The following is a 21,880-nucleotide window of genomic DNA, read 5'->3' on the forward strand; positions in this document are numbered from 1 at the left end:
ATTATGCAAGTTATTCATTTAAGTGTAGAGTGTTTTCCTGTTGCAAAGGTCGGTGGATTAGCAGATGTTGTTGGTTCATTGCCTAAATATCAACGTCAATTGGGCGTCGATGCCGCTGTAATGATGCCTTATTTTGATCGGAAATTTACGCAGGATCATGAATTTGAATCTATTGCGAAAGGAGAGATTTATCAAGGATCGGCTTTACTGAGCTATGAGGTGCTTCGGGAAAGCAAGGATACGCTTGGATTTCCACTTTATCTGATTCGTATTCCGGGGGTGTTGGACCGTGAAGAGGTCTACTGTTATCCGGATGAAGCAGAGCAATGGATTGCTTTTCAGCACGCCGTACTACATTATTTGAAAACAAATGAGCTGAAGCCGGATGTGTTGCATTGTCATGATCATCACGTCGGTCTGATTCTGTTTCTGATACGCTATACGAATGACTACCGATCCTTAGCAGATATTCGCACTGTTTTCACGGTGCATAACGGACAATACCAAGGTTGGATGAATTGGAACAAGGGTATATTACTTCCAGGATTTGACACCTGGAAATGGGGACTCTTGGATTGGGATGGCCTGATCAATCCATTAGCAACCGCTATAAAATGCTGCGATGCTTATACTACAGTATCCGAAGGCTATCTAGAGGAGCTTTATGAGGAGGCAAACGGATTACAAGCCTTGTTTTATGACGAACGAGGGAAATCCCACGGCATTGTCAATGGTATTGATCCTGCTTATTGGGATCCGATCAACGATCAGTTAATTATCGAGAATTATGGAATTGCACAGGTTGACGAAGGTAAATTGGCAAATAAGAAAATCCTTTGTACTCAATATGGATTGGATCCGGCCTTACCTCTTTTAAGTTTTATAGGCCGTTTTGCAAGCGAAAAGGGTGCTGATATTTTAGCGCCGATTATCGTGGACTTATTGAGCCCGGCGGATGTACAACTCAGCGTCTTTATTTTGGGCTCTGGCGATGCCAATATACAAAATAGTATTGCTGCATTGACGCAACGTTTCAAGGGTAGGTTAGGAGTTTTCTTTGGCTATAACGAAGGCTTGGCGCATCAGGTTTACGCCGCGTCTGACCTCTTGATTATGCCGTCGCGCGTAGAACCATGTGGCTTGAATCAGCTTTATGCATTGAAGTATGGTACTATTCCGATTGTTCGCAAAATTGGAGGACTAAAGGACACGGTTATTGATGTGGAAGATGCAGGCTATGGTTTTGTATTTGCAGATGTCGATGCGGCTCAAGCTGCAGCGACCGTTCGTAGAGCATTGACTTATATTTCCGACGAGAAGCAATTTGATGAGATTCGAGCAAATGCCATGGAACTGGATTTTTCCTGGCATAAGTCTGCTCAAAAATATATTGATTTATATAACCAATTACTTAGATGATATGGCGCACAAAGTTGTTTCAATTGTATTAGGAGGAGGCCGAGGGACACGCCTTTATCCATTGACCGACCAGCGGTCTAAACCTGCGGTTCCTATCGCTGGAAAATACAGATTGGTGGATATTCCCATCTCTAACTGTTTGAACTCAGGTTACAACAAGATATTTGTACTGACACAATTTAACTCTGCGTCGCTGAACAAGCATATCAAGAACTCTTACAACTTTAGTATTTTCAGTAAAGGTTTTGTGGATATTCTTGCTGCTGAGCAGACTAGTGAAGGAGATAGTTGGTTTGAGGGAACTGCGGATGCGGTACGCCGTACGCAGAAGAACTTAGTCAATGTGGATTATGACTACGTCCTGATTCTTTCGGGAGACCAATTATATCAGATGGACTATTCCGCGATGGTTGATTTCCACGTGCAGGGGGGCGGCGATATTACCATCGCAACGATTCCTGTTTCGGGAAAAGAGGCTACAGGCTTTGGGATTTTGAAGTCTGACGAAAACGGCGAGGTATCATCTTTTATTGAGAAACCTAGCAAGGATTTGCTTCCGGATTGGACATCGGAGGTTCCGGAAGAATTGGAAAAACAGGGCCGAAATTACCTGGCTTCGATGGGTATCTACGTTTTCTCAAAGGGCATCATGAAGAAGCTATTAGCGGAGAATAAAGGGATGGATTTTGGGAAGGAAATTATTCCAGATGCCATAGGCAACGTCAAGATATTGAGCTATCAGTATGATAATTATTGGACTGATATCGGTACGATTTCCTCATTTTTTGAAGCTAACATTGGTCTAACGGATGATATTCCAGCATTTAATCTTTTTGGTGAGACGGTATATACACGTGCGCGTATGCTGCCTCCATCGAAGGTGTCAGGGACTACTTTAAATCATGTGATTGTTTCCGACGGCTGTATCATTTTGGCGGATAAGATCCATCGTTCGGTGATGGGAATCCGCTCGCGTGTCGGTGCTGGAACGGTCATTAAAATGACTTACATGATGGGTTCTGATTATTATGAGGAACTGACCGAGGTTTTGGAAATGACAAATAGCCAAGAGCCGCCACCAATCGGTGTTGGTGAACGTTGTTATATCGAAAATGCCATTCTAGATAAAAATTGCCGTATTGGTAATGATGTTCGCATCAAAGGCGGAAAGCATTTGCCGGATGGTGATTTTGAGCATTATTCTGTAGTCGATGGAATTATAGTCGTCAAGAAAAATGCCGTAATCGATCATAATACCAGTATTGGTTTGTAAAAGAGAAGCGCCTTGTCAAAAACAAGGCGCTTCTTTTATTCTTCTGTTCTTTGTGTTTCTTCAGTTGGCAAATCTTTGATTTCGCTTTCTTTTTTCGGTTTCTTCTTACCAAATTCTACCACTTCAACGATACGTGGAATACTGGATTTCGGAGCCATATGGCGCAGCTTCTTGATCTTTCTTCTTCGTTTGTAGTTTCTCACTAAACTGCTGTCTTGATATAAATTCCAGTTCATCAATAGAACCGAGAATAATACGACCGCTAGTCCGATAATTTGCAGCTTGGTAACCTCGTGGTCGGTAAAGAAGTGCACGAGGATAAGGGCAACGATTGGGTTGACATAAGCATACGTACTTACCTCTGTCGCCGGACGCACTTGCAATAGGAAAATATAACAGCTAAATGCTAAAATAGATCCCATTAGAGCTAGGTAGACCATAGCGCCCCAATATTCTACCGATACAGTTGCCGGATCAAATCGGCTGTATTCCCCATTGAACAATGCCACAGTAGTAAATGCTGTCCCTGCTACGACCATTTGCCAAGCAGTTTTTACCATCACATTCAGATCTTCCTCTTTTGCCGGCGCAAGGGCATCAGCATCAGTCGGTTTTCCTTTTGTTCTTTCTTTGCTATATTTTGACCATAGGGAACCAACTGTCCAACCGATGGTCCCTAAGGTTAAGACAATCATCGCTGTTAGCTTATTCTCGCTTTCTGCCGATTCTGAGGCAGGGCCGAATATCTGTTCTGCAAACAACATAATGACACCAATAAAGCCCAATATGAGACCAAGGATCGTCGTGACGCTAGAGAAGTTCTCTTTCCACTTTGGTTTATCTAAGATGATGAACCAAATAGCAGTTGCAGCAGAGAGTATCGATACGATGGCACTGGAGATGAACTGTTCAGACCATATAATGGCTGCCATATCAATAAATAGTAGAAGGAAGCCAACGAAGGCAGCATCCTTTACTGCTTTTTTAATATAGATCTTGTATCCTTTTAGATAACAATAGCCCATAAGTAGTGTACCCGCAATAATAAAACGGATAGAGCCTAGTACAAAAGGAGGGAAGGCATGCAACGCCTTTTCAATAAAGAAGAAAGTGGAACCCCAAACCACATAAACGACAGCATATGCAAAAATAATGGTGCTTGATGATGGGGTAGTTGTATCTTTTACCATGGTATGCTTATTCCTTTGTAGGAATCACTAATTTGTTGTCTTCTTTTACTGTTTCTAGAACGATAGTCGTACGGGTGGAGATAATCCCCTCGATTTTACTTAATGAATTGCGCATGAGGTCGACTAAACCTGCAGAGTCATTCGTTCTTACTTTAATTAGATAGCCATCTTCACCGGCGATATCATGCACTTCAAGCACGTCTGGAATCTCGGCTAATAAGAGTCCTACTTTTTGCACACCAATGATATCTTGTGTTTTGATAAAGATGAAGGAAAGCATTTTCTGGTCTAATGCTGCAGGATTGATTCGAGCGTTATATTGAAGGATAACATCCTTTTGCTCAAGTTTTTTAACGCGCTCCAGGATAGCAGAAGGTGCCATTCCTAATTCACGCGCGATATCTGCGTTGTTCGTGCGCGCATTGTCTTGCATAATCCTCAGAATTTGAAGATCAATTTGGTCCAATGAATATTCTAATTTTGCCATATCGCGCAAATATCGTCATTTCCGAATAATATTCAAATTAATATGATATAAAATGAATAAAATTCAGTTTAAAGATGTTAGCACAGGATATTCTTTTTGAGGAGCGTAACGAAATCCGCAGGGACTATACGCTAATATACAGAATATAAAATGAATATCATCTTTATTTACTGATACTGAGTCTGATGTAATTTTGTGGTTTTGCGGTATTTTGCGTGTTTTTAATAAAACAATGCGTAATAAAAGATTTAATTGAGGGTAAAACGGAAAAAATGCAGTTTATTTTATCGAATATTGCGTAATTTAGTGTTTTCAATCTATACAGTCGTGTCGGAAATTTCAAGTTTACTATCCTTATCTGAATCTCTTTCGGGAGATTTATACTTTGATGCCAACAATGTAGAACATCAGACCATGCGCCTTGCGTATTCCACTGATGCATCAGTTTATCAGGAACTGCCCCTTGCGGTTTGTATTCCTCATCATATTGATGATTTGCAAAAATTAATACATTATGCGAAGCGTCATCATACCACCCTAATTCCTCGTACTGCGGGAACCTCTCTTGCGGGGCAGGTTGTTGGAGCGGGGATTGTTGTCGATGTTTCGAGATTCTTCAATCAGATACTGGAGGTTAATGTTGAGGAACAGTGGGCGCGCGTACAACCGGGCGTTATTCGCGACGACTTGAATGCGTATTTGCGTCCATACGGTTTGATGTTTGGACCAGAGACCTCGACAGCAAGCCGGGCGATGATCGGTGGGATGATTGGAAATAATTCATCGGGATTGCACTCTATAGTATGGGGCGATACGCGGGAAAATCTGTTGGCTGCAAAAGTATTACTGGATGACGCAAATCTGGTCGAGTTTAGCGATTTGAGTGAGGCGGAATTCTTTAGTAAGTTAGCCCTGAAGACACGTGAGGGTGAAATCTATCGAGATATTAATGGGATTTTAACGGATAAGTCGAATCGTGACGCTATCGTGGCGGGATATCCAAAGAGTGAAATAACGCGTAGGAATACGGGTTATGCTTTAGATATGTTGTTGGACCATAGCCAGCCATTTAACTTTTGTCGCTTATTAGCGGGTTCGGAAGGAACGATTGGGATAATTACAGAGGCGAAAATTAAACTGATGCCATTGCCACCAAAGGAGATTGGCTTGTTATGTGTTCATTTTAACGATATGGTCGAATGTATGCGTGGAAATGCGCTAGCATTGAAATATCATCCTGAAGCATCTGAGCTTGTTGATAAGTATATTTTAGATTTTACTGTTGGTCATCCGACCTATCAGTATAATAGATTTTTTATAGAAGGCGATCCTCAGGCTTTATTGATTGTCGAGTTCCGTGCTGATACTATTGAAGAAATAGAACAAAAGGCTGCAGCCTTGAAGCTAGCTTTGCAATCGGCTCAATTAGGCTATGCCTATCCGCTGATTATGGGTTCGGAGCAGTGTAATCTAGTGTGGGATGTTCGTAAAGCTGGTTTAGGCTTAATTAGAAATCTACCTGGCGATAATCAACCTGTCAATTTGATTGAGGACTGCGCGGTTTCGCCGGAAGATTTACCGGATTATGTTGCAGATATTCAAAAGTTATTGTCGGAGGAGCAAGTGCATGCCTCCTATTATGCGCATGCCGGCGCCGGAGAGCTTCATATCGAGCCTTTCATTAATTTAAAATCCGCGGAGGGGCGTCGTCAGTTCCGTTCGATCTTAGAGAAGACAACGGATCTGGTATTAAAATATAATGGATCCCTAAGCGGCGAACATGGGGACGGTCGTTTGCGCGGAGAATTTATTGGAAAAGTACTGGGCGAGCAAGTTTATCAACTCTTACTTCAGGTAAAACAAGCATTCGATCCGAATCATATTTTCAACGCGAGGAAGATTGTTGATACACCGCCGATGGATACGCATTTGCGCTATGACAACGTTCGCGATGGCAAGGATATCAACACTTATTTTGATTTCACGCAAAATGAGAGCATTTTACGCTTAGCGGAGAAATGTTCAGGTTCGGGCGATTGTCGAAAAACGGAAATTACGGGCGGTACCATGTGTCCATCATTTATGGCTACACGCGATGAGAAAGATACAACGCGCGCGAGAGCCAATATGTTGCGTCAGTTCTTGACGAACTCCAATAAGCAAAATCGTTTCGACCATGAGGAGTTGAAGGAGGTGATGGATCTTTGTTTGAGTTGTAAGGGCTGTAAAACGGAATGCCCGTCTAGTGTGGATATTGCGAAGATGAAAGCGGAGTTTCTGCAGCATTATTACGATGCGAATGGTAGCAGTTTCCGTTCCAAGTTGATTGCGAATTTTACGCAATCGCAGAAACTAGGATCTTATGTTGCGCCGATATATAATTTCTTTGCAACGAACCAGATTACTTCTGGAATTATCAAATCCGTTGTAGGATTTGCCCCTAATCGTTCCTTGCCGAAAGTGCATGGTACCACGCTAAGTGCTTGGGTTAAGAAGCAGGAAACAGCGAAACAAAAAAGGAAAGTTTACTTGTTCAGTGATGAGTTTACGGAATATAACGATACGGAGATTGGTATCACCGCTTATAAATTATTGACGGCCTTAGGTTATGAGGTTGTTGTTCCAAAACATCTGGAAAGTGGTCGAACTTTTCTTTCGAAAGGATTTGTAAAGAAGGCGAAGGAGCTTGCGAACAAGAATGTGAATATGTTAGCAGATCTGATCAGCGAGGAAACACCCTTATTGGGAATAGAGCCCTCGGCGATTATCACCTTCCGCGACGAATATGTTGACTTAGTGGATTCGGAAAATAAAATCAAAGCAGTAAACTTGGCGAAGCATGCATTGATGGTTGATGAGTTTCTAGTGCAAGAGATAAAGGCAGGTAGAATACATGCAGAACAGTTCACGGCCGACAAGCAGAAAATCAAGCTACATGGTCACTGTTATCAAAAGGCGTTTAAATTGGTAGATTACACAAAGCAGCTATTGTCATTGCCAACAAACTTTGAAGTGGAGGTGATCCCATCCGGCTGTTGCGGAATGGCTGGGTCCTTTGGTTATGAGAAAGAGCATTTTGAGGTTTCCCAAAAGGTTGCTGAGTTGGTGCTGTTCCCAACGCTGCGTAAGACAGGAGCAGAGTATATCATTGCAGCAGCTGGTACCTCATGTAGGCATCAAATTAAGGATGGTGTTCAGCGTAAGTCTTTCCATCCGGTGGAAATTATGTACGATGCGCTAATCCAGAAATAAGAAACTTTTTGTAAATTAAGCTGTTGTATTAAAAAAGAGAGATTATGAAAAAAATATTAAGCTATTGCTTATTAGCGTCTACAGTTGTAGGTTTTGCCGCTTGTGGAAATGCAAATAAATCAGGAGGCTCATCAACAGACTCTACAGGTTCTTCCGTTAGTGCTTCTGCTAGCACGCTAAATCAATTGACGAATGATCCCAAAGGGTCGCCTTTACATTTCTATTTCAATATGAATGAGGTAGGGCAGACCGATTCTTCGGTTGTGTATGATGCAAAATCGCTTTATAACAATGATACAGTTGGATTTAAATTGGAAGTGCTAAAAAATATCGAGGCGGGAATTACGGCACAGAATACTCCGGATAACGATAAAGGATTTAGAGTAGGGGCTCTACGTATTTCGAGTTTGGGACTAGTTTCGGACAATTTTTTGAAAGCGGTTGGCGATCTTTACGGTATGCAGGCTGGTGGTCCGATGACGGATAAGGCGATATCGCCGATGGTGTTTTCGTCTAATAATGAGACCGTGGATCTAAGCAAATCGAAATCATATAATTTTAAACTATTCTTCGATCAAGCGAATGGCGAACCAGCAGAGTTTTTTGCTGTAGTCGATAACTATAAGAAATCATTTGAACTGACCGAGAAAGATTCTACTTTCCGTGCGGGATTTTTTAATGCGCTGACTGGAAAGTAGTGGAAATTGATATAAGGTATATAAAGCACCCTCTGGGGTGCTTTTTTTGTGTCTCGCTTCGAAAGCATCAATAAGTTAATTCGCCATTTTATAAAAAACTATTGTACACACTGGGATGAAATACGCATTAGAGAGACATTATATTTATTTAATATTCTTTATAGGAAAATTGTTGTAGTTTTGGGTTATAAAATATAGTTCATTTGAAAGTTATTGCTGTTATAACAGATGTCTTAGGTCGTTCCGTGAGGACTCGGCAAAAGGAGTTCTTTGACATGATTATAGGAGAGCCACTCTGGACCTTTGGATCGAATGAATGGTCGAAGGTATTTCGTAGTATATCTATAATTGGTTTTATTAACTTTACCAGAATGAGAAATTCGTTTACTTCCATATTGCTGTTTACCATATTCATTTTTTCGGTTTTGACTATTTCTGCACAGGAAATGGGTACCGTTAGGACAGCCTTAGGGAAAGCGGATCATCCCGCTCTGGGTGAGATTTCGGGTATAGTTTCTTCGCGAACATATCCTGGTAAGTATTGGGTCCATAATGATAGTGGGGATACCGGTAGGATCTTTTTGATCGATAGTGTTGCGAAGATGTCTTGTGAATTTCATCTCGAGGGAGTGGATGCGAAGGACGTTGAAGACATTGCTTGGGTTAGGGATAAAGGAAGAAATTATATCTTACTCGCTGATATTGGAGACAATTTAGCAAAGCGCGAAGAGATAAAGCTCTACTATTTTGAAGAGCCGATGATGAAAGCTGGAGTGAGTAAGGATACGATTGCTTCTACTGCGATTCGAACGATCGTTTTAAATTATCCGGACAAAGCTCGCGATGCAGAAGCAATTTTTGTTGATCCAGTGGATCAGCGTTTTTATCTAATCAGTAAACGCGATTTCTATTCAACGCTGTACAGTGCTGATATTTTCAGATTTAAAAAGGATCGCTACATCTTGCGTAAGGAATTGGAGTTCCCTTTTACTTTTGTGACTACGGCAGATATTGCTGAGAATGGCGATGCGATTATAGTCAAGAATTTAACGCAGGTGTTTTATTGGGACAGGAAAACTGAGGAATCTATCATCAGCAGTTTACGCAAGCCCTTTCAGAAAGTAAGTTATTCTGTTGAGCCCCAAGGCGAAGCGATAGCATTCGACCATTTCCCTTTCACATTTGTCACGATCAGTGAGCGTCCTTTTGGTTTAGATGCTTATCTTTATCAGTACAAATACACTAAACCATGAAAATAAATTTTACGATTCTATTCTTTCTTCTTGGATTCTCATTAAGCTTTGCTGCAAAAGTAGATACTTTATCGGTGCCTAGCGCAGCGATGGGTAAGAGCATCAAAACAGTTGTTATTACTCCAGAAAAAGGGGGCAATAATATGCCAGTGTTGTATCTTCTGCATGGCTATTCTGGCGATTACGGTAATTGGGTGAATAAGGTGCCTGCCTTGAAGGCTTTGGTCGATCAGTATGGATATATGGTTGTTTGTCCAGATGGAGGCTATGGTTCTTGGTATTGGGATATCGCCGGGAATAAAGATTATCAGTATGAAACCTTTGTCAGCAAGGAGTTAGTCAATCATATTGATGGCAAATACAATACTTCGAAAGAGCGTACGAAGCGTGGCATTACAGGGTTGAGTATGGGTGGGCATGGTGCCTTGTATTTGGCAATACGCCATCAGGATGTGTTTTCGGCGGCTGGCAGCACCGCGGGAGGCGTTGATATCCGTCCATTTCCGAATAATTGGGAGATGGCTTCGCGCTTAGGCAGCTATGCCGATAACCCTGAGAAATGGAATCAGCATACTGTTATGGAGATGACGCATTTAATTAAGCCTAAATCGTTAGAGATCTTCATCGACTGCGGCGTGGAAGACTTCTTCTACGGCGTGAATGAGAAGTTGCATGAGAAGCTACAGTATATGAATATTCCGCACCGTTATTTGACGATGCCGGGTGCACATAACTGGGACTATTGGAGCAAATCTATTCATTATCAGATGGCTTTCTTCCATGAGGTATTTCATAAACCTACGGAGCCCGCTAAAAAGTAACAGTCGGATAAAGCATCTTATTTTTTCAGGAAAATAGAATATTAATAAGGAATTTAAAGTTGCATTAGCGATTTTGAATAACAAGTTGGCTTTTCTATTTTAGTTGCAGATTTTAAAGCTGCCGCTATATATGCTGATCAACTGTAAAAAGTGCTCATTTCTCTTATTATGCCTACTTAGTGTTTTATTCACTTTTGGGCAAGAGAAAATTACCTTAAGTGGAATTATCAAAGACGTCAATTCGGGCGAAACATTAATTGGAGCTTTAATTCGCGTTCAAGACGCAAATGTTAGCGGATATTCAAATAATTACGGATTCTATTCCATTACGCTGCCTGCTGGGGAACATCTTGTTGAGGTGTCTTATGTAGGCTATAACCGCATTTCCCAATCAATCAATCTTACGGAGAATAGAAAGCTTGATTTTGAGCTGAACGATAATTCGACGACGATCGAAGAAGTCGTTGTTTCTGGAAAGCGTCAGAATGAGAATGTAGCGAGTCCGCAGATGGGAAATTTAAAGTTTACAATGGAGGAACTGAAGAATGTTCCAATACTCTTTGGTGAGAAAGATATTTTAAAAACCATCCAATTAATGCCTGGGGTAGCTTCGGGTGGAGAGGGAAGTTCTAGCTTCTATGTCCGTGGTGGTGCAGGCGATCAGAATCTTATTTTACTCGATGAGGCGACGGTTTATAACGCGTCGCATTTGCTCGGTTTTTTCTCGACATTCAACTCCGATGCTATAAAGGATGTCAATCTTTACAAAGGTGGAATTCCGGCACAATACGGGGGGAGAATTTCATCGGTGATGGATATTTCCATGCTGGATGGAAACAATAAAAAGTTTGCAGCGGAAGGGGGGATTGGTTTAATCGCGTCACGATTAAAACTTGAGGGACCGATCGTTAAAGATAAGAGTTCCTTTATGTTAAGTGGGCGAAGGACGTATGCAGATATGTTTTTGAAGGCATCAAAAGATGAAACGGTAAAGAACAGCCGTTTGTATTTCTATGATCTGAATGCTAAGATGAACTATAAGCTCAATGACCGCAATACAGTTTATTTATCAGGTTATTTTGGAAAGGATGAGTTAGGCTATGGTGATCTCTTTGGTTTCGACTGGGGTAATGCAACAGCTACGGTCCGCTGGAATCATATCTTTAATGAAAATCTATTCAGCAATACCACACTGATCTATAGTGATTTCACCTATAATGTGAAAGTCAATAACGATGATTCGGATTTTAAAATAGCTTCGAAGATTAGAAATTGGAACTTGAAACAGGATTTCTCTTATTATTCTTCGAACAACAATACCTTGAAGTTTGGGCTGAATGTTTTACGTCAGCAAGTTTTGCCGGCAAGTTTGAATGCCAGCAGTGAATCGGCTGTTAATTCGATTAATATCGAAAAACGTCAAGGCATCGAGGCGGCTGCCTATATTTCCCATGAGTGGAAGCCTTTAGAGCAGCTATCATTTATTTATGGACTCCGTTTGAATGATTTCATGGTGATGGGACCAGGCACTTTCTATTCTTTTGATCAAGATGGGGAGCCGACAGATGAAGCTGTTTATGGCAGCTCGATTATTAAGCATCATTTCAATCTGGAGCCACGAGCTTCCATGGCATACATTCTAAACCCGCAGAACAGTATCAAAGCAAGCTACAATCGTATTGCACAGAACTTACATCAACTGACCAACACGACGTCGAGTCTTCCGACTGATCAATATGTTTTGAGTAGCTTGAATATCAAGCCACAAATTGCAGATCAAGTAGCTTTAGGGTATTTCCGTAACTTGAATAATGATGCCTATGAACTATCAGTAGAGACCTATTATAAGTTCATGGACAATCAGATAGATTTTAGAAATGGTGCAGATTTACAGGCAAATAAGTACCTAGAAGGGGAGCTGTTGTTTGGAATCGGAAGATCTTATGGGGTTGAGTTCCTTGTTCGCAAGAACAAAGGGAAGCTTAATGGTTGGATTTCATACACCTTGGGTCGTAGCGAACGACAGTTTGACGGCATCAACGATGGAAACTGGTTTGCAGCGAGACAGGATAGAACACACGACATCGCTGTAGTAGGAATGTATCAGTTGTCTAAAAGTTGGAACTTGGGAGCGACTTTTGTATTCAATACCGGAAATGCTATTACTTTCCCAAGTGGGAAATATCAAATCGATGGCACGACGATGTTCTACTATACGGAGCGAAATGGTTACAGGATGCCGAATTATCATCGTTTGGATTTGTCAGCCAATTATGAGCCAAACAAGGAAAACAAACGTTTCAATTCAAGCTGGTCTTTCGGTATTTACAATGCGTACAACCGCAAGAACGCTTATATCATTGATTTCAGAGAAAATGAACAAAACCCTAATGTGACCGAAGCTTACAAGATTGCTTTATTTGGTATCATACCTTCAGTTACATGGAACTTTAAATTTTAAAAGATGCGCAGCATACAGATATACTTATTAGGAATCTTTGTTTTACTAGGATTTGCTTCCTGCGAAGAGAAGATTGACGTTGATTTAAATACTGCGAATGCGAAGGTTGTGATTGAAGCGGATTTGAATAACTTGGATCGAAATCAGGAGATTATGGTTTCAAGAACAGTCGCATTTGATGAAAGCAGAGCGTTTGAGCCGGTTGATAATGCTGTGGTCAGCGTAGTGACGGGTTCGGGTAGTACATTTAATTTCGAGTCAATCGGCGGTGGCCGATATTCGCATAGTAATATGGGTGTCATCGCTCAGCAGGAATACACATTAAATGTGTCTGTTGATGGACAGACTTACAGTTCGACAACTCGTATGCCTAATTATGTCGAAGTGGACTCTGTAGGGGTAACCAAGGAGAACATCTTTAATGAAGATTATTATTTCGTCAACTTGAGCTTTGACGATCCGGAGGGCGTCGAGAATTACTATAAGTATAACGTCGAGATTATAGGTGTCGGTGATAATGCTACTGCTATGCAATTCAACTCTGTTTATTCGGATAAGTTCAATGACGGTTTACATGTCACGCATCAAATTGGCGGTAGAAATGCCGAGATAGCTAATGGTGATAACGTCCGCGTCCGTCGCTATTGTATTGCGAAAGACGTTTACAAATATTGGTCAGAATATCAGTCAACAAATCCGGGAAGCGCATCACCTGCCAACCCCACTTCCAATATCAGCAATGGCGCGCTAGGCTATTTCTCAGTGGCTGGAGTGAAAGAATTTGTTGTAGAGATTAATGACTCCTTTAGTTTAGAAGATTAAAGGCTAGCGAAGTTATAACCTTTGGCGAGTAATTGATCGATTGCTCTAGGAAGAGCATACTGAACATTCTCAATCGCCTTTATATTGTCGTGGAATACGATAATGCTACCACTCCTTGTGTAATTAACCGCATTCTGAAGGCATTGATCCGGACTGATTCGCTTGTCGTAGTCGCCTGTGAGGACATCCCACATAATGACCCGATACTTTTTTGACACTTCTCTCAGTTGTGACTTCTTGATTCTACCATAGGGTGGACGAAAGAGCGGACTGTTGATGAGTTGATCGGCTTTTTCTACATTAGCCAAATAGATGGAATCATCCGTATTCCAACCTTTCAGGTGGTTGTAAGTATGATTGCCAACTTGATGTCCTTCTGCTAAGATACGTTGAAAGATATCCGGATGCTTCCGGACATTATCCGCCACACAGAAAAAGCAAGCTTTTACATTTCTCTCTTTAAGGCAATCAAGAATCCAGGGGGTAATCTCGGGGATTGGACCGTCGTCAAAGGTTAAGAATATATTATTTTTTTCCTCTTTTAGCCTCCAAATTGCATTTGAGTAAAGATATGGAAGAATAAAAAGCGGACGGACGAAATGCATATTGATAGAGTACTTTAATATTGGCAAATTTATCAAGATTTAGCTATCCATCCAATTATTCGATAAGAAGATGAACAGATTATTCGCTTACTTCCGAATGCGAAGGGAAGAACAAATTGGTTTTTCCATACTTGCTGTATTGATTGTAATCCTCTTGTTCTGCACTTTTCTATACGATCGAGTGCCTAAAAAGAAGATGTTATCAACCGAAGTTCGCGCATTGGCTGAAGATCTTGTTTCTAGTCCTGACGTTCGATATGAGAATTCTCGAGTTAGTAAGCTCGGAGAAACTACCAAGTCTAAACCGGCCATATCTTATTTCTTTTTCGACCCCAATGGGCTATCTGTAGATGAATGGAAGCGATTAGGTCTATCAGAGAGAAAAATTCGCGTGATTCACAACTATGAGGCAAAAGGGGGACACTTTCGAAAGCCGGAGGATATTGCGAAACTTTACAGTTTAACGGATGAGGATGTTGCACGCCTCTTACCCTACGTTCGTATTGCAGAAAAGGAATTTAAGCGAACAAACTTTGAAAGACCGATTGCAAAGAAGGCTTTTACTGCGCCTTATGAATCGCTACGCATTAACCTCAATACAGCAGATAGTGCTGAACTAACTCAGCTTCGTGGTATCGGGCCAGCATTTTCGAGACGGATTGTCAGATTTAGAGAGTTACTCGGTGGATTCTATTCGACGGAGCAATTAAGCGAAGTTTATGGTTTACCGGAAGAAACCTTTCTTCACATTAAGCAGCATCTACAGGTAGATGAAGCATCGATTGTTAAATTGAAGATAAACGATTTGGATGCCAATGCATTATCAAGACATCCTTACATATCGTATAAGCAAGCTAGAACGATTGTAAACTATAGAGAACATCACGGTGCTTTTTCTTCTATGGACGATTTAAAGAAGATTCTTTCCCTCGATGAGGCTTTTTTTCGTAAAATTGAAATTTATTTAGATTTCAAATGATAGAAGATCAACTTAAAGCCGTGATACGAGATATTCCGGATTTCCCTAAACCAGGTATTGTATTCAAAGACATCACACCCTTGCTTCAACACTCGGAGCTTGTTGAATTGGCAGTTCAAGAGTTTGCGCGTCGATTGGAAAACAAAGAGTTTGATGTTATTGCGGGCATTGAAAGTAGAGGCTTTCTTTTCGGCTTTTTATTAGCGCAGTATATGAAAAAACCTTTTATTCCCATTCGCAAACAAGGGAAGCTTCCTTATCATACCGTATCTGAGTCTTATAAGTTAGAATACGGACAAGCTACTATCGAGATGCATGAGGATGCATTTCCTAAGGGGACTAAAGTCCTATTACATGATGACCTTTTGGCCACTGGCGGAACGGTAGTAGCAGCTAGTAAATTGATTGAAAAAGTTGGAGGAAGTGTGGCAGGCTATACATTTGTTATCAGTTTGGATTTTCTACAAAGTGCAGGGCGATTAACACGTTTTAATGAAAATATTATATCTTTAGTGGGTTATCAATAACACTAACATTAAAACAACTAAACATTATCTATGGAATGGCTGCTGGATCCAAACATTTGGATATCTTTTCTAACATTAACAATTCTGGAAATCGTATTGGGTATCGATAATATTGTCTTTATCTCGATTCAAAGTGCAAAATTACCTGTAGAGCAACAGAAGAAGGCTCGACAGATAGGTTTGTTATTGGCGCTAGTTATGCGCGTAGGGCTATTATTCTCGATCAAATGGATTATGGGGCTAACGGAGCCTTTCTTAAATCTAGCTGATACTTTAGGGATAGAAGATCCACAATGGCACCGCTACTTGACATTATCCGGAAGAGATCTCATCTTGTTCATAGGTGGATTATTCTTGATTTATAAGGCAACTACGGAGATTCACCATAAGGTTGAAGGTCATATCGAGGCGAGTTCTGGTAGAAGCAAAACCGTTACTTTTTCCAGTGTGATTATTCAGATCATTATTCTCGATCTAGTGTTCTCATTAGACTCAGTTATTACCGCTGTTGGTATGGTGGATCAGATTGGAGTAATGATTGCTGCGGTGATTGTTGCTGTGGGTATCATGTTGTTATCTGCGGAAAGTATTTCCAAGTTTGTAAATGATTACCCATCTGTTAAGATGCTAGCATTAGCATTCTTACTTCTAATCGGGGTGTCGCTTACTGCAGAGGCGTTCGATCAGCATATACCGAAAGGTTACATCTATTTCGCTATGGCTTTCTCAGTCCTTGTGGAATTTCTAAATATCCGTGCGGAGAAGAAAGCATTGGAGCAATTGGAAAAAGAGAAAAACAATTAAATAAAAAAAGGACTATCCAATCTTGTTGGATAGTCCTTTTTTTTTGTGCCCATTTTTGAGAACTCCTCAGGAGGCAAAATATAGTTCGTAGCAGATTCTCTTTTACTTTCTTAGAGAGCCTTATCGGATTTCAAGTTTCCTTGAACTTTATAATAGTTTTCACCCATCACTCGCACTTTCTGATTCTTTTCAACGATATAAAAATTGCCTTTCTCATAGACTAAGAACTCAGATGTTTGATATAAGGTGTTTTTTACATGCTTATCCACGCTCAGCATCTTTACCTTTCCTTGCTCATCAAACGCTATTCTAACGCAAGCAAGATCTAAATCTGGATTAGTAAAGTTATACTCTACAACCGAGTCTACGGTGTCTAATTCGATAAAGCCAGCATAAGCGGGTTTGTTTAGATCTATCGATTTAAAACTTGAGAATTCATTATCCCAGTCTTTAATCTTCAAATCCTTAGTTTCCTCCTCTTTATCCTTAGTTACTGTTTTATTTACGCTCGGATTAGCTTGTTTCAGTGAGTCTATCTCGTTTTGGATAAAACTAGGAATATCAAAATACACCTCTGCCTTTTGATCTGCCTTTTGCTCAGATTCAGGGGAGGAACAAGCATGCAAAGCGAATGCTAGGCCTGTCGCCAATGCTAATTTTTTTGATAAGTTCTTAGTAAACCAATACATCACCATTCATTTCTAATGGAATTTCCAAGTTCATCATTTTGAGAACTGTAGGAGCGACATCTCCCAGTTTTCCATTCTTTATATGCTTGTACTCGTTGTCGATTAAAATGCAAGGTACTAAGTTCGTCGTATGTGCAGTATTAACAGAGCCATCCTCATTCAACATAAATTCAGAGTTTCCATGGTCAGCAAGGATAATAAAAGAATATCCTTCTTTTAGCCCCTGATCTACCACTTGCTTCGTCACACTGTCTACCTTCTCCACAGCTTTCACTACCGCTTCGAATACACCTGTATGGCCAACCATATCTGGATTAGCAAAATTTAGACAGATGAAATCAGGGTGATTTACCTGCATATCTTCACAAATAGCATCAGCGATTCCCTGCGCGCTCATTTCCGGTTGCAAGTCGTAGGTGGCTACCTTAGGCGAAGGAATCAAGATACGAGACTCCCCTTCAAACTGCTCTTCGCGTCCACCGGAGAAAAAGAATGTTACATGTGGATATTTTTCGGTTTCGGCGATGCGAACCTGTGTTTTGTGCTGAGCGGATAAAGTTTCTCCTAAAGTTTTTGTTAAGTTATCTTTCTGGAAGATCACTTTAACACCTTTGAACGTATCATCATATGATGTCATCGTCACATAATATAAGTCCAAAGGATGCATATTATATTCAGGAAATTCCTGTTGTGTTAATGCGATCGTGATTTCGCGGCCGCGGTCTGTTCTAAAGTTATAGCAAATCACCACATCACCATTTTCTATCGTTGCGATAGGGGTGCCGTCTGGTTTCACCATAACGATAGGCTTTACGAACTCATCAGTTACTTCATTGGCATAGGAAGCTTCAATCGACGCAACCATATCTGTAGAGGGAGTACCCAATCCTTTTGTAAGTAAGTCATAAGCTTCTTTCACTCGCTCCCAACGATTATCGCGGTCCATTGCATAATACCGTCCTATGGCGGAAGCCACGGTACCCACCGAAGACACTAAATGCTGATTTAACTCTCTCATATAGCCAACACCGCCATTAGGGTCTGTATCACGTCCATCTAAGAAAGCATGTATGAAAACCTGATCATTTCCTAGTTCAGCATTCTTTGCAGCATCACATAGCGCTTTTAAGTGTAAGATATGTGAGTGCACCCCTCCATCAGATAGCAATCCGATGAAATGTACCTTTTTATTATTTTCCTTAGCGTAGTCAAACGCTTTTTCTAATGTTAAATCTGAATTGAATATCCCTTCGTTTGCAGCTTTATTAATGCGGCCCAACTCTTGGTAAACAGTGCGTCCTGCACCAAGATTCATATGTCCAACCTCCGAGTTACCCATCTGTCCTGCGGGTAAACCTACGGCTTCACCAGAGGCTTCCAGTTTAGAATTTGGATAAGTTGCTAGTAAGTAGTCTAGGTATGGAGTTTTTGCAGCTAATACAGCGTTTGAATTGTCATCTTTTCCGTAGCCTAATCCATCCAGGATTAATAATGCTACTCTTTTTTGCTCAGAACTCATTACACAAATATAATATTAATGCGGTGAAAACTATAATTATGATGGTTAAGCTTATATTTTGTTGAAAATAATTATGATTGGCATAATTTTGGTTGTAAAATTTGGAATTTTAAAGCGATATACTTTTATATATTTAGAGAAGTTCCAATCAATGGAGTTTTTAGAGTCATGATACATCATTTAAAAATAAGCTGCAGACCATTATTATATATATGCTATGCCCTTCTTATTTTGCCATTACTGTCCTTTACCATTAGTTATAATGATGTTGGAAACGAGATAATGGAAGCTTTTAAATCGAACAATGCGAAAGCGATTTCGAACTATTTTGGTTCGAATGTTTCTTTGTCGATTAAGAGTGATGGTGGCTATTACTCAAAATTTCAGGCCGAGATGCTATTAAGCGATTTTTTTCAAAGCAATAAGACTTCGGAGATTAAGCAAGTGCAACGGACTTCGCGAACGAATAACAGTTTTTATATCGTTTACCAATTAAAAACATCGTCCGGTACATACCGGGTTTTTACAAAGTTTAGCCAAATCTCGGGAGAGACTCAAATCGCTGAACTTAGAATTGAATAACATACATTTTATTGGATTTATCTTTTATTTAAAGTAATTTTTATTCATCTTCGCTTAATTTTACATTAATAAATGGAGAAAGAATTTAAAGAAAAGCTATTGCAATTTGTTGAAGACGCAATAAGAGAGGATGTTGGGCCTGGAGACTATACCACTCTTTCTACTATTGATGAAACAAAGCAAGGTGAAGCTCAGCTATTAGTTAAGGAATCGGGGATTATTGCCGGTATTGAAGTAGCTAAGGAAATATTTTTAGCCATTGATCCTAACTTACATTTCGAAATATTTTTAAAGGATGGCGACGCGGTGAAATACGGAGATATCGCATTTCGCTTAAAAGGAGCTATCCATACCATACTCAAAGGAGAACGTTTAGTTCTCAATGTCATGCAACGTATGTCTGGTATTGCAACACAAACCGCAAAGTATGTGGCTGCAATCGCGGGTACCAAAGCTCGCGTTCTAGACACGCGCAAAACAACGCCCTTATTGCGTTTCTTAGAAAAGAAAGCCGTTGAATTAGGGGGAGGAGTAAACCATCGTTTTGCGTTGTATGATATGATCCTCATAAAAGATAATCATGTCGACTACGCTGGCGGCATTACTGCTGCTGTTAACTCGGCTTTATCGTATAAAAGCGAGCATAACTTAGATATTCCTATCGAAGTAGAGGTTCGCAACTTTGAGGAGTTGAAGGAAGTTATTGCGATCGGAAAAGTCGATCGCGTTATGTTCGATAACTTCAGACCAGCACAAGTGAAGGAAGCGGTTGATCTAGTAAACGGTCAATTGGTAACTGAAGCTTCTGGTGGAATCACCCTCGATACGATTGCAGAATACGCAAAACAAGGGGTAGATTTCATCTCTGTTGGAGCTCTTACGCATTCGGTTAAAAGTCTGGATTTGAGCTTAAAAGCGAAACTTATTTAGTAAATTGCTGTATATGATTTCAATCTATCTCGTAGGAATAGTCATATTAGCATATTTATTCGGATCAATCCCTACGGCGGTTTGGTTTGGACAAGCGTTCTATGGTGTTGATGTTAGAGAGTATGGTAGTGGGAATGCTGGAGCAACCAATACATTTCGTGTTCTCGGAAAAAAAGCAGGCTCGGTCGTGATGTTTGTCGACATCTTGAAGGGCTGGACTGCAACCAATTTACCTTATTTGTTAGATAGCAGCGTGGTTGGAAATCACGATGCCCCACAATTTGTCAATTTTCAGTTGGCACTTGGCGTTATTGCGGTATTAGGACACTTGTTCCCGATATTTGCGGGGTTCCGTGGAGGAAAGGGCGTAGCAACATTATTTGGGATGGTTTTGGCAATACATTGGCCGGCCGCCTTATGCTGTGTCACTGTCTTCCTTTTAGTATTATTTATATTCCATTACGTTTCGCTAGGTTCCATTCTAGCAGGATTTACCTTTCCATTTAGTATTGCCTTTATTTTCAAGACCACGGTGCCTTCGGTTTTGTTGTACGGCATTGCTATCTGTGCCTTGATTTTAGTGACTCATCAAAAGAACATCGAACGCCTACTCAAAGGCAAAGAGTCTAAAATATATTTATTCAAGAAAAAATCATCTGGTTAAACTTTTTGGGTACAAGTTTTGTTTAATCTTTGTAAAACATTATTTGTATTGAGTAAACTTAATAACAACGTTTATGAAAAGAATTTTTAAATATACGGCCATGTTAATGTTGGGGGCGTCGATTGCAGGATGTGCAACATCAGCAATCACTGGTCGTAAATACCTGAAATTGGTAGATTCTCAACAGATTAATGATCAAGCTGCACTTGCCTATAAAGACTTTTTAAGCAAAAACAACTCGAAAGTAGTTACTGGTACTGCTGCAGCAACCCAGGTAAAACGCGTTGGTAGTAATATCGCCGTGGCTGCAAACCAGTACTTAAAACAATTAGGACTTGCAGATAAATTTAACTTCAACTGGGAGTTTAACTTGATCGAGAGCCCGGATGTGAATGCATGGTGTATGCCAGGCGGTAAAGTAGCGGTTTATACCGGTATCCTTCCGGTAGCGAAGAATGATGCTGGACTAGCAACGGTAATGGGGCACGAAATTGCGCACGCAATTGAAGAGCACTCCGTTTCTCAGTATTCAAATGCCATGGCTGCACAATACGGAGCACAGATTTTAGGTGCCGCAGGTGCTATGTCTAACAGCAAATACATCGGTATCTTCAACCAATTGTATGGTATTGGCTATCAAGTAGGTTCATTAAGATTCTCCAGAAACGACGAATTAGCAGCAGATAAAGCAGGTCTTATTCTTATGGCGATGGCAGGATATGATCCAAATGAATCTATCAAATTCTGGGAAAGAATGGCACAAGGTAAGTCAGGAAACCCACCAGAGTGGTTAAGTACTCACCCTAGCGATGCTCGTCGTATTGCACAGTTGCAAGCGATGATTCCAGAAGTGATGAAATATTATAAGAAATAAACTTATAAACAGAAAAGAAGGTGTCTAAAAA

20 protein-coding genes are annotated in these 21,880 nt (G+C 40.6%); 15 read left to right on the forward strand and 5 right to left on the reverse strand.

All coding sequences use genetic code 11. From position 1 onward, the window contains the following. Positions 1 to 3 precede the first annotated feature (3 nt). Both B2400_RS00095 and B2400_RS00100 read left to right on the forward strand, forming a co-directional pair. Entirely contained in the window at positions 4 to 1,419 is a 1,416-nt protein-coding gene (locus B2400_RS00095; protein ID WP_293930069.1) for a glycogen synthase, read from the forward strand. Between the two features lies 1 nt (position 1,420). Further along, positions 1,421 to 2,692: a glucose-1-phosphate adenylyltransferase gene (locus B2400_RS00100; protein ID WP_293930071.1), complete on the forward strand. Its 1,272-nt coding sequence runs from the start codon at positions 1,421 to 1,423 to the stop codon at positions 2,690 to 2,692. A 35-nt stretch (positions 2,693 to 2,727) separates the two neighbouring features. Here B2400_RS00100 and B2400_RS00105 read toward each other — a convergent pair whose 3' ends face one another. Beyond that, positions 2,728 to 3,882: an EamA family transporter gene (locus B2400_RS00105; RefSeq protein WP_293930073.1), complete on the reverse strand. Its 1,155-nt coding sequence runs from the start codon at positions 3,880 to 3,882 to the stop codon at positions 2,728 to 2,730. Between the two features lie 7 nt (positions 3,883 to 3,889). Next, entirely contained in the window at positions 3,890 to 4,369 is a 480-nt protein-coding gene (locus tag B2400_RS00110) for an Lrp/AsnC family transcriptional regulator (RefSeq protein WP_149526474.1), read from the reverse strand. Between the two features lie 327 nt (positions 4,370 to 4,696). Between B2400_RS00110 and B2400_RS00115 the strand changes: the two genes are divergently transcribed. From B2400_RS00115 to B2400_RS00140, 6 genes are all read left to right on the forward strand, one after another. Then, on the forward strand, positions 4,697 to 7,621 hold the full coding sequence (locus tag B2400_RS00115) for an FAD-binding and (Fe-S)-binding domain-containing protein (protein WP_246172242.1): 2,925 nt from the start codon (positions 4,697 to 4,699) through the stop codon (positions 7,619 to 7,621). Positions 7,622 to 7,665: 44 nt separating this feature from the next. Continuing rightward, on the forward strand, positions 7,666 to 8,319 hold the full coding sequence (locus B2400_RS00120; protein WP_293930077.1) for a hypothetical protein: 654 nt from the start codon (positions 7,666 to 7,668) through the stop codon (positions 8,317 to 8,319). Positions 8,320 to 8,690: 371 nt separating this feature from the next. Beyond that, positions 8,691 to 9,572 carry a hypothetical protein gene (locus tag B2400_RS00125; protein ID WP_293930078.1) on the forward strand — a complete coding sequence of 294 codons (882 nt, stop codon included), beginning with the start codon at positions 8,691 to 8,693 and terminating at the stop codon, positions 9,570 to 9,572. Then, positions 9,569 to 10,393, forward strand: coding sequence for an alpha/beta hydrolase (locus B2400_RS00130; protein WP_149526471.1), 825 nt, complete (start codon positions 9,569 to 9,571; stop codon positions 10,391 to 10,393). The genes B2400_RS00125 and B2400_RS00130 overlap by 4 nt, the downstream gene beginning before the upstream one ends. A gap of 130 nt (positions 10,394 to 10,523) precedes the next feature. Next, complete coding sequence (locus B2400_RS00135) at positions 10,524 to 12,854, forward strand: TonB-dependent receptor (protein WP_293930081.1); 2,331 nt, start codon at positions 10,524 to 10,526, stop codon at positions 12,852 to 12,854. Between the two features lie 3 nt (positions 12,855 to 12,857). Beyond that, entirely contained in the window at positions 12,858 to 13,676 is an 819-nt protein-coding gene (locus B2400_RS00140; RefSeq protein WP_293930083.1) for a DUF4249 domain-containing protein, read from the forward strand. Here B2400_RS00140 and B2400_RS00145 read toward each other — a convergent pair. Beyond that, complete coding sequence (locus B2400_RS00145; protein ID WP_286651729.1) at positions 13,673 to 14,281, reverse strand: polysaccharide deacetylase family protein; 609 nt, start codon at positions 14,279 to 14,281, stop codon at positions 13,673 to 13,675. The two genes, B2400_RS00140 and B2400_RS00145, sit on opposite strands and share 4 nt — an antisense overlap. Positions 14,282 to 14,351: 70 nt before the next feature. Here B2400_RS00145 and B2400_RS00150 point away from each other — a divergent pair, with 70 nt between their 5' ends. From B2400_RS00150 to B2400_RS00160, 3 genes are read left to right on the forward strand one after another with little or no spacing between them, the layout of a single operon-like run. Beyond that, the gene (locus tag B2400_RS00150; protein WP_286651725.1) at positions 14,352 to 15,260 is read left to right on the forward strand and encodes a ComEA family DNA-binding protein; all 909 of its coding nucleotides are present in this window, start codon (positions 14,352 to 14,354) and stop codon (positions 15,258 to 15,260) included. After that, positions 15,257 to 15,787, forward strand: a complete 531-nt coding sequence (locus B2400_RS00155) for an adenine phosphoribosyltransferase (protein ID WP_293930085.1) — start codon at positions 15,257 to 15,259, stop codon at positions 15,785 to 15,787. Before B2400_RS00150 ends, B2400_RS00155 begins: the two co-directional genes overlap by 4 nt. Before the next feature lie 30 nt (positions 15,788 to 15,817). Beyond that, entirely contained in the window at positions 15,818 to 16,591 is a 774-nt protein-coding gene (locus B2400_RS00160; RefSeq protein ID WP_149526466.1) for a TerC family protein, read from the forward strand. A gap of 110 nt (positions 16,592 to 16,701) precedes the next feature. Here B2400_RS00160 and B2400_RS00165 read toward each other — a convergent pair whose 3' ends face one another. Together B2400_RS00165 and gpmI are read right to left on the reverse strand one after the other, a co-directional pair. Continuing rightward, entirely contained in the window at positions 16,702 to 17,280 is a 579-nt protein-coding gene (locus B2400_RS00165; protein ID WP_149526465.1) for a hypothetical protein, read from the reverse strand. Further along, entirely contained in the window at positions 17,264 to 18,799 is a 1,536-nt protein-coding gene (gpmI, locus tag B2400_RS00170) for a 2,3-bisphosphoglycerate-independent phosphoglycerate mutase (protein WP_149526464.1), read from the reverse strand. Before gpmI ends, B2400_RS00165 begins: the two co-directional genes overlap by 17 nt. 282 nt (positions 18,800 to 19,081) lie before the next feature. Here gpmI and B2400_RS00175 point away from each other — a divergent pair, with 282 nt between their 5' ends. From B2400_RS00175 to B2400_RS00190, 4 genes are all read left to right on the forward strand, one after another. Then, positions 19,082 to 19,381, forward strand: coding sequence for a DUF4783 domain-containing protein (locus B2400_RS00175; protein WP_187773856.1), 300 nt, complete (start codon positions 19,082 to 19,084; stop codon positions 19,379 to 19,381). A 72-nt stretch (positions 19,382 to 19,453) separates the two neighbouring features. Then, on the forward strand, positions 19,454 to 20,311 hold the full coding sequence (gene nadC, locus B2400_RS00180) for a carboxylating nicotinate-nucleotide diphosphorylase (protein ID WP_149526462.1): 858 nt from the start codon (positions 19,454 to 19,456) through the stop codon (positions 20,309 to 20,311). A 13-nt stretch (positions 20,312 to 20,324) separates the two neighbouring features. After that, positions 20,325 to 20,975 (forward strand): glycerol-3-phosphate 1-O-acyltransferase PlsY, encoded by a 651-nt coding sequence (gene plsY / locus B2400_RS00185; protein WP_149526461.1) that lies wholly within the window; start codon positions 20,325 to 20,327, stop codon positions 20,973 to 20,975. A 73-nt stretch (positions 20,976 to 21,048) separates the two neighbouring features. Further along, on the forward strand, positions 21,049 to 21,849 hold the full coding sequence (locus B2400_RS00190) for a M48 family metallopeptidase (protein ID WP_149526460.1): 801 nt from the start codon (positions 21,049 to 21,051) through the stop codon (positions 21,847 to 21,849). Positions 21,850 to 21,880: the final 31 nt, after the last annotated feature.

This window comes from Sphingobacterium sp. UBA6645, assembly GCF_002455685.1.
GTDB classification, from domain to species: domain Bacteria; phylum Bacteroidota; class Bacteroidia; order Sphingobacteriales; family Sphingobacteriaceae; genus Sphingobacterium; species Sphingobacterium hotanense.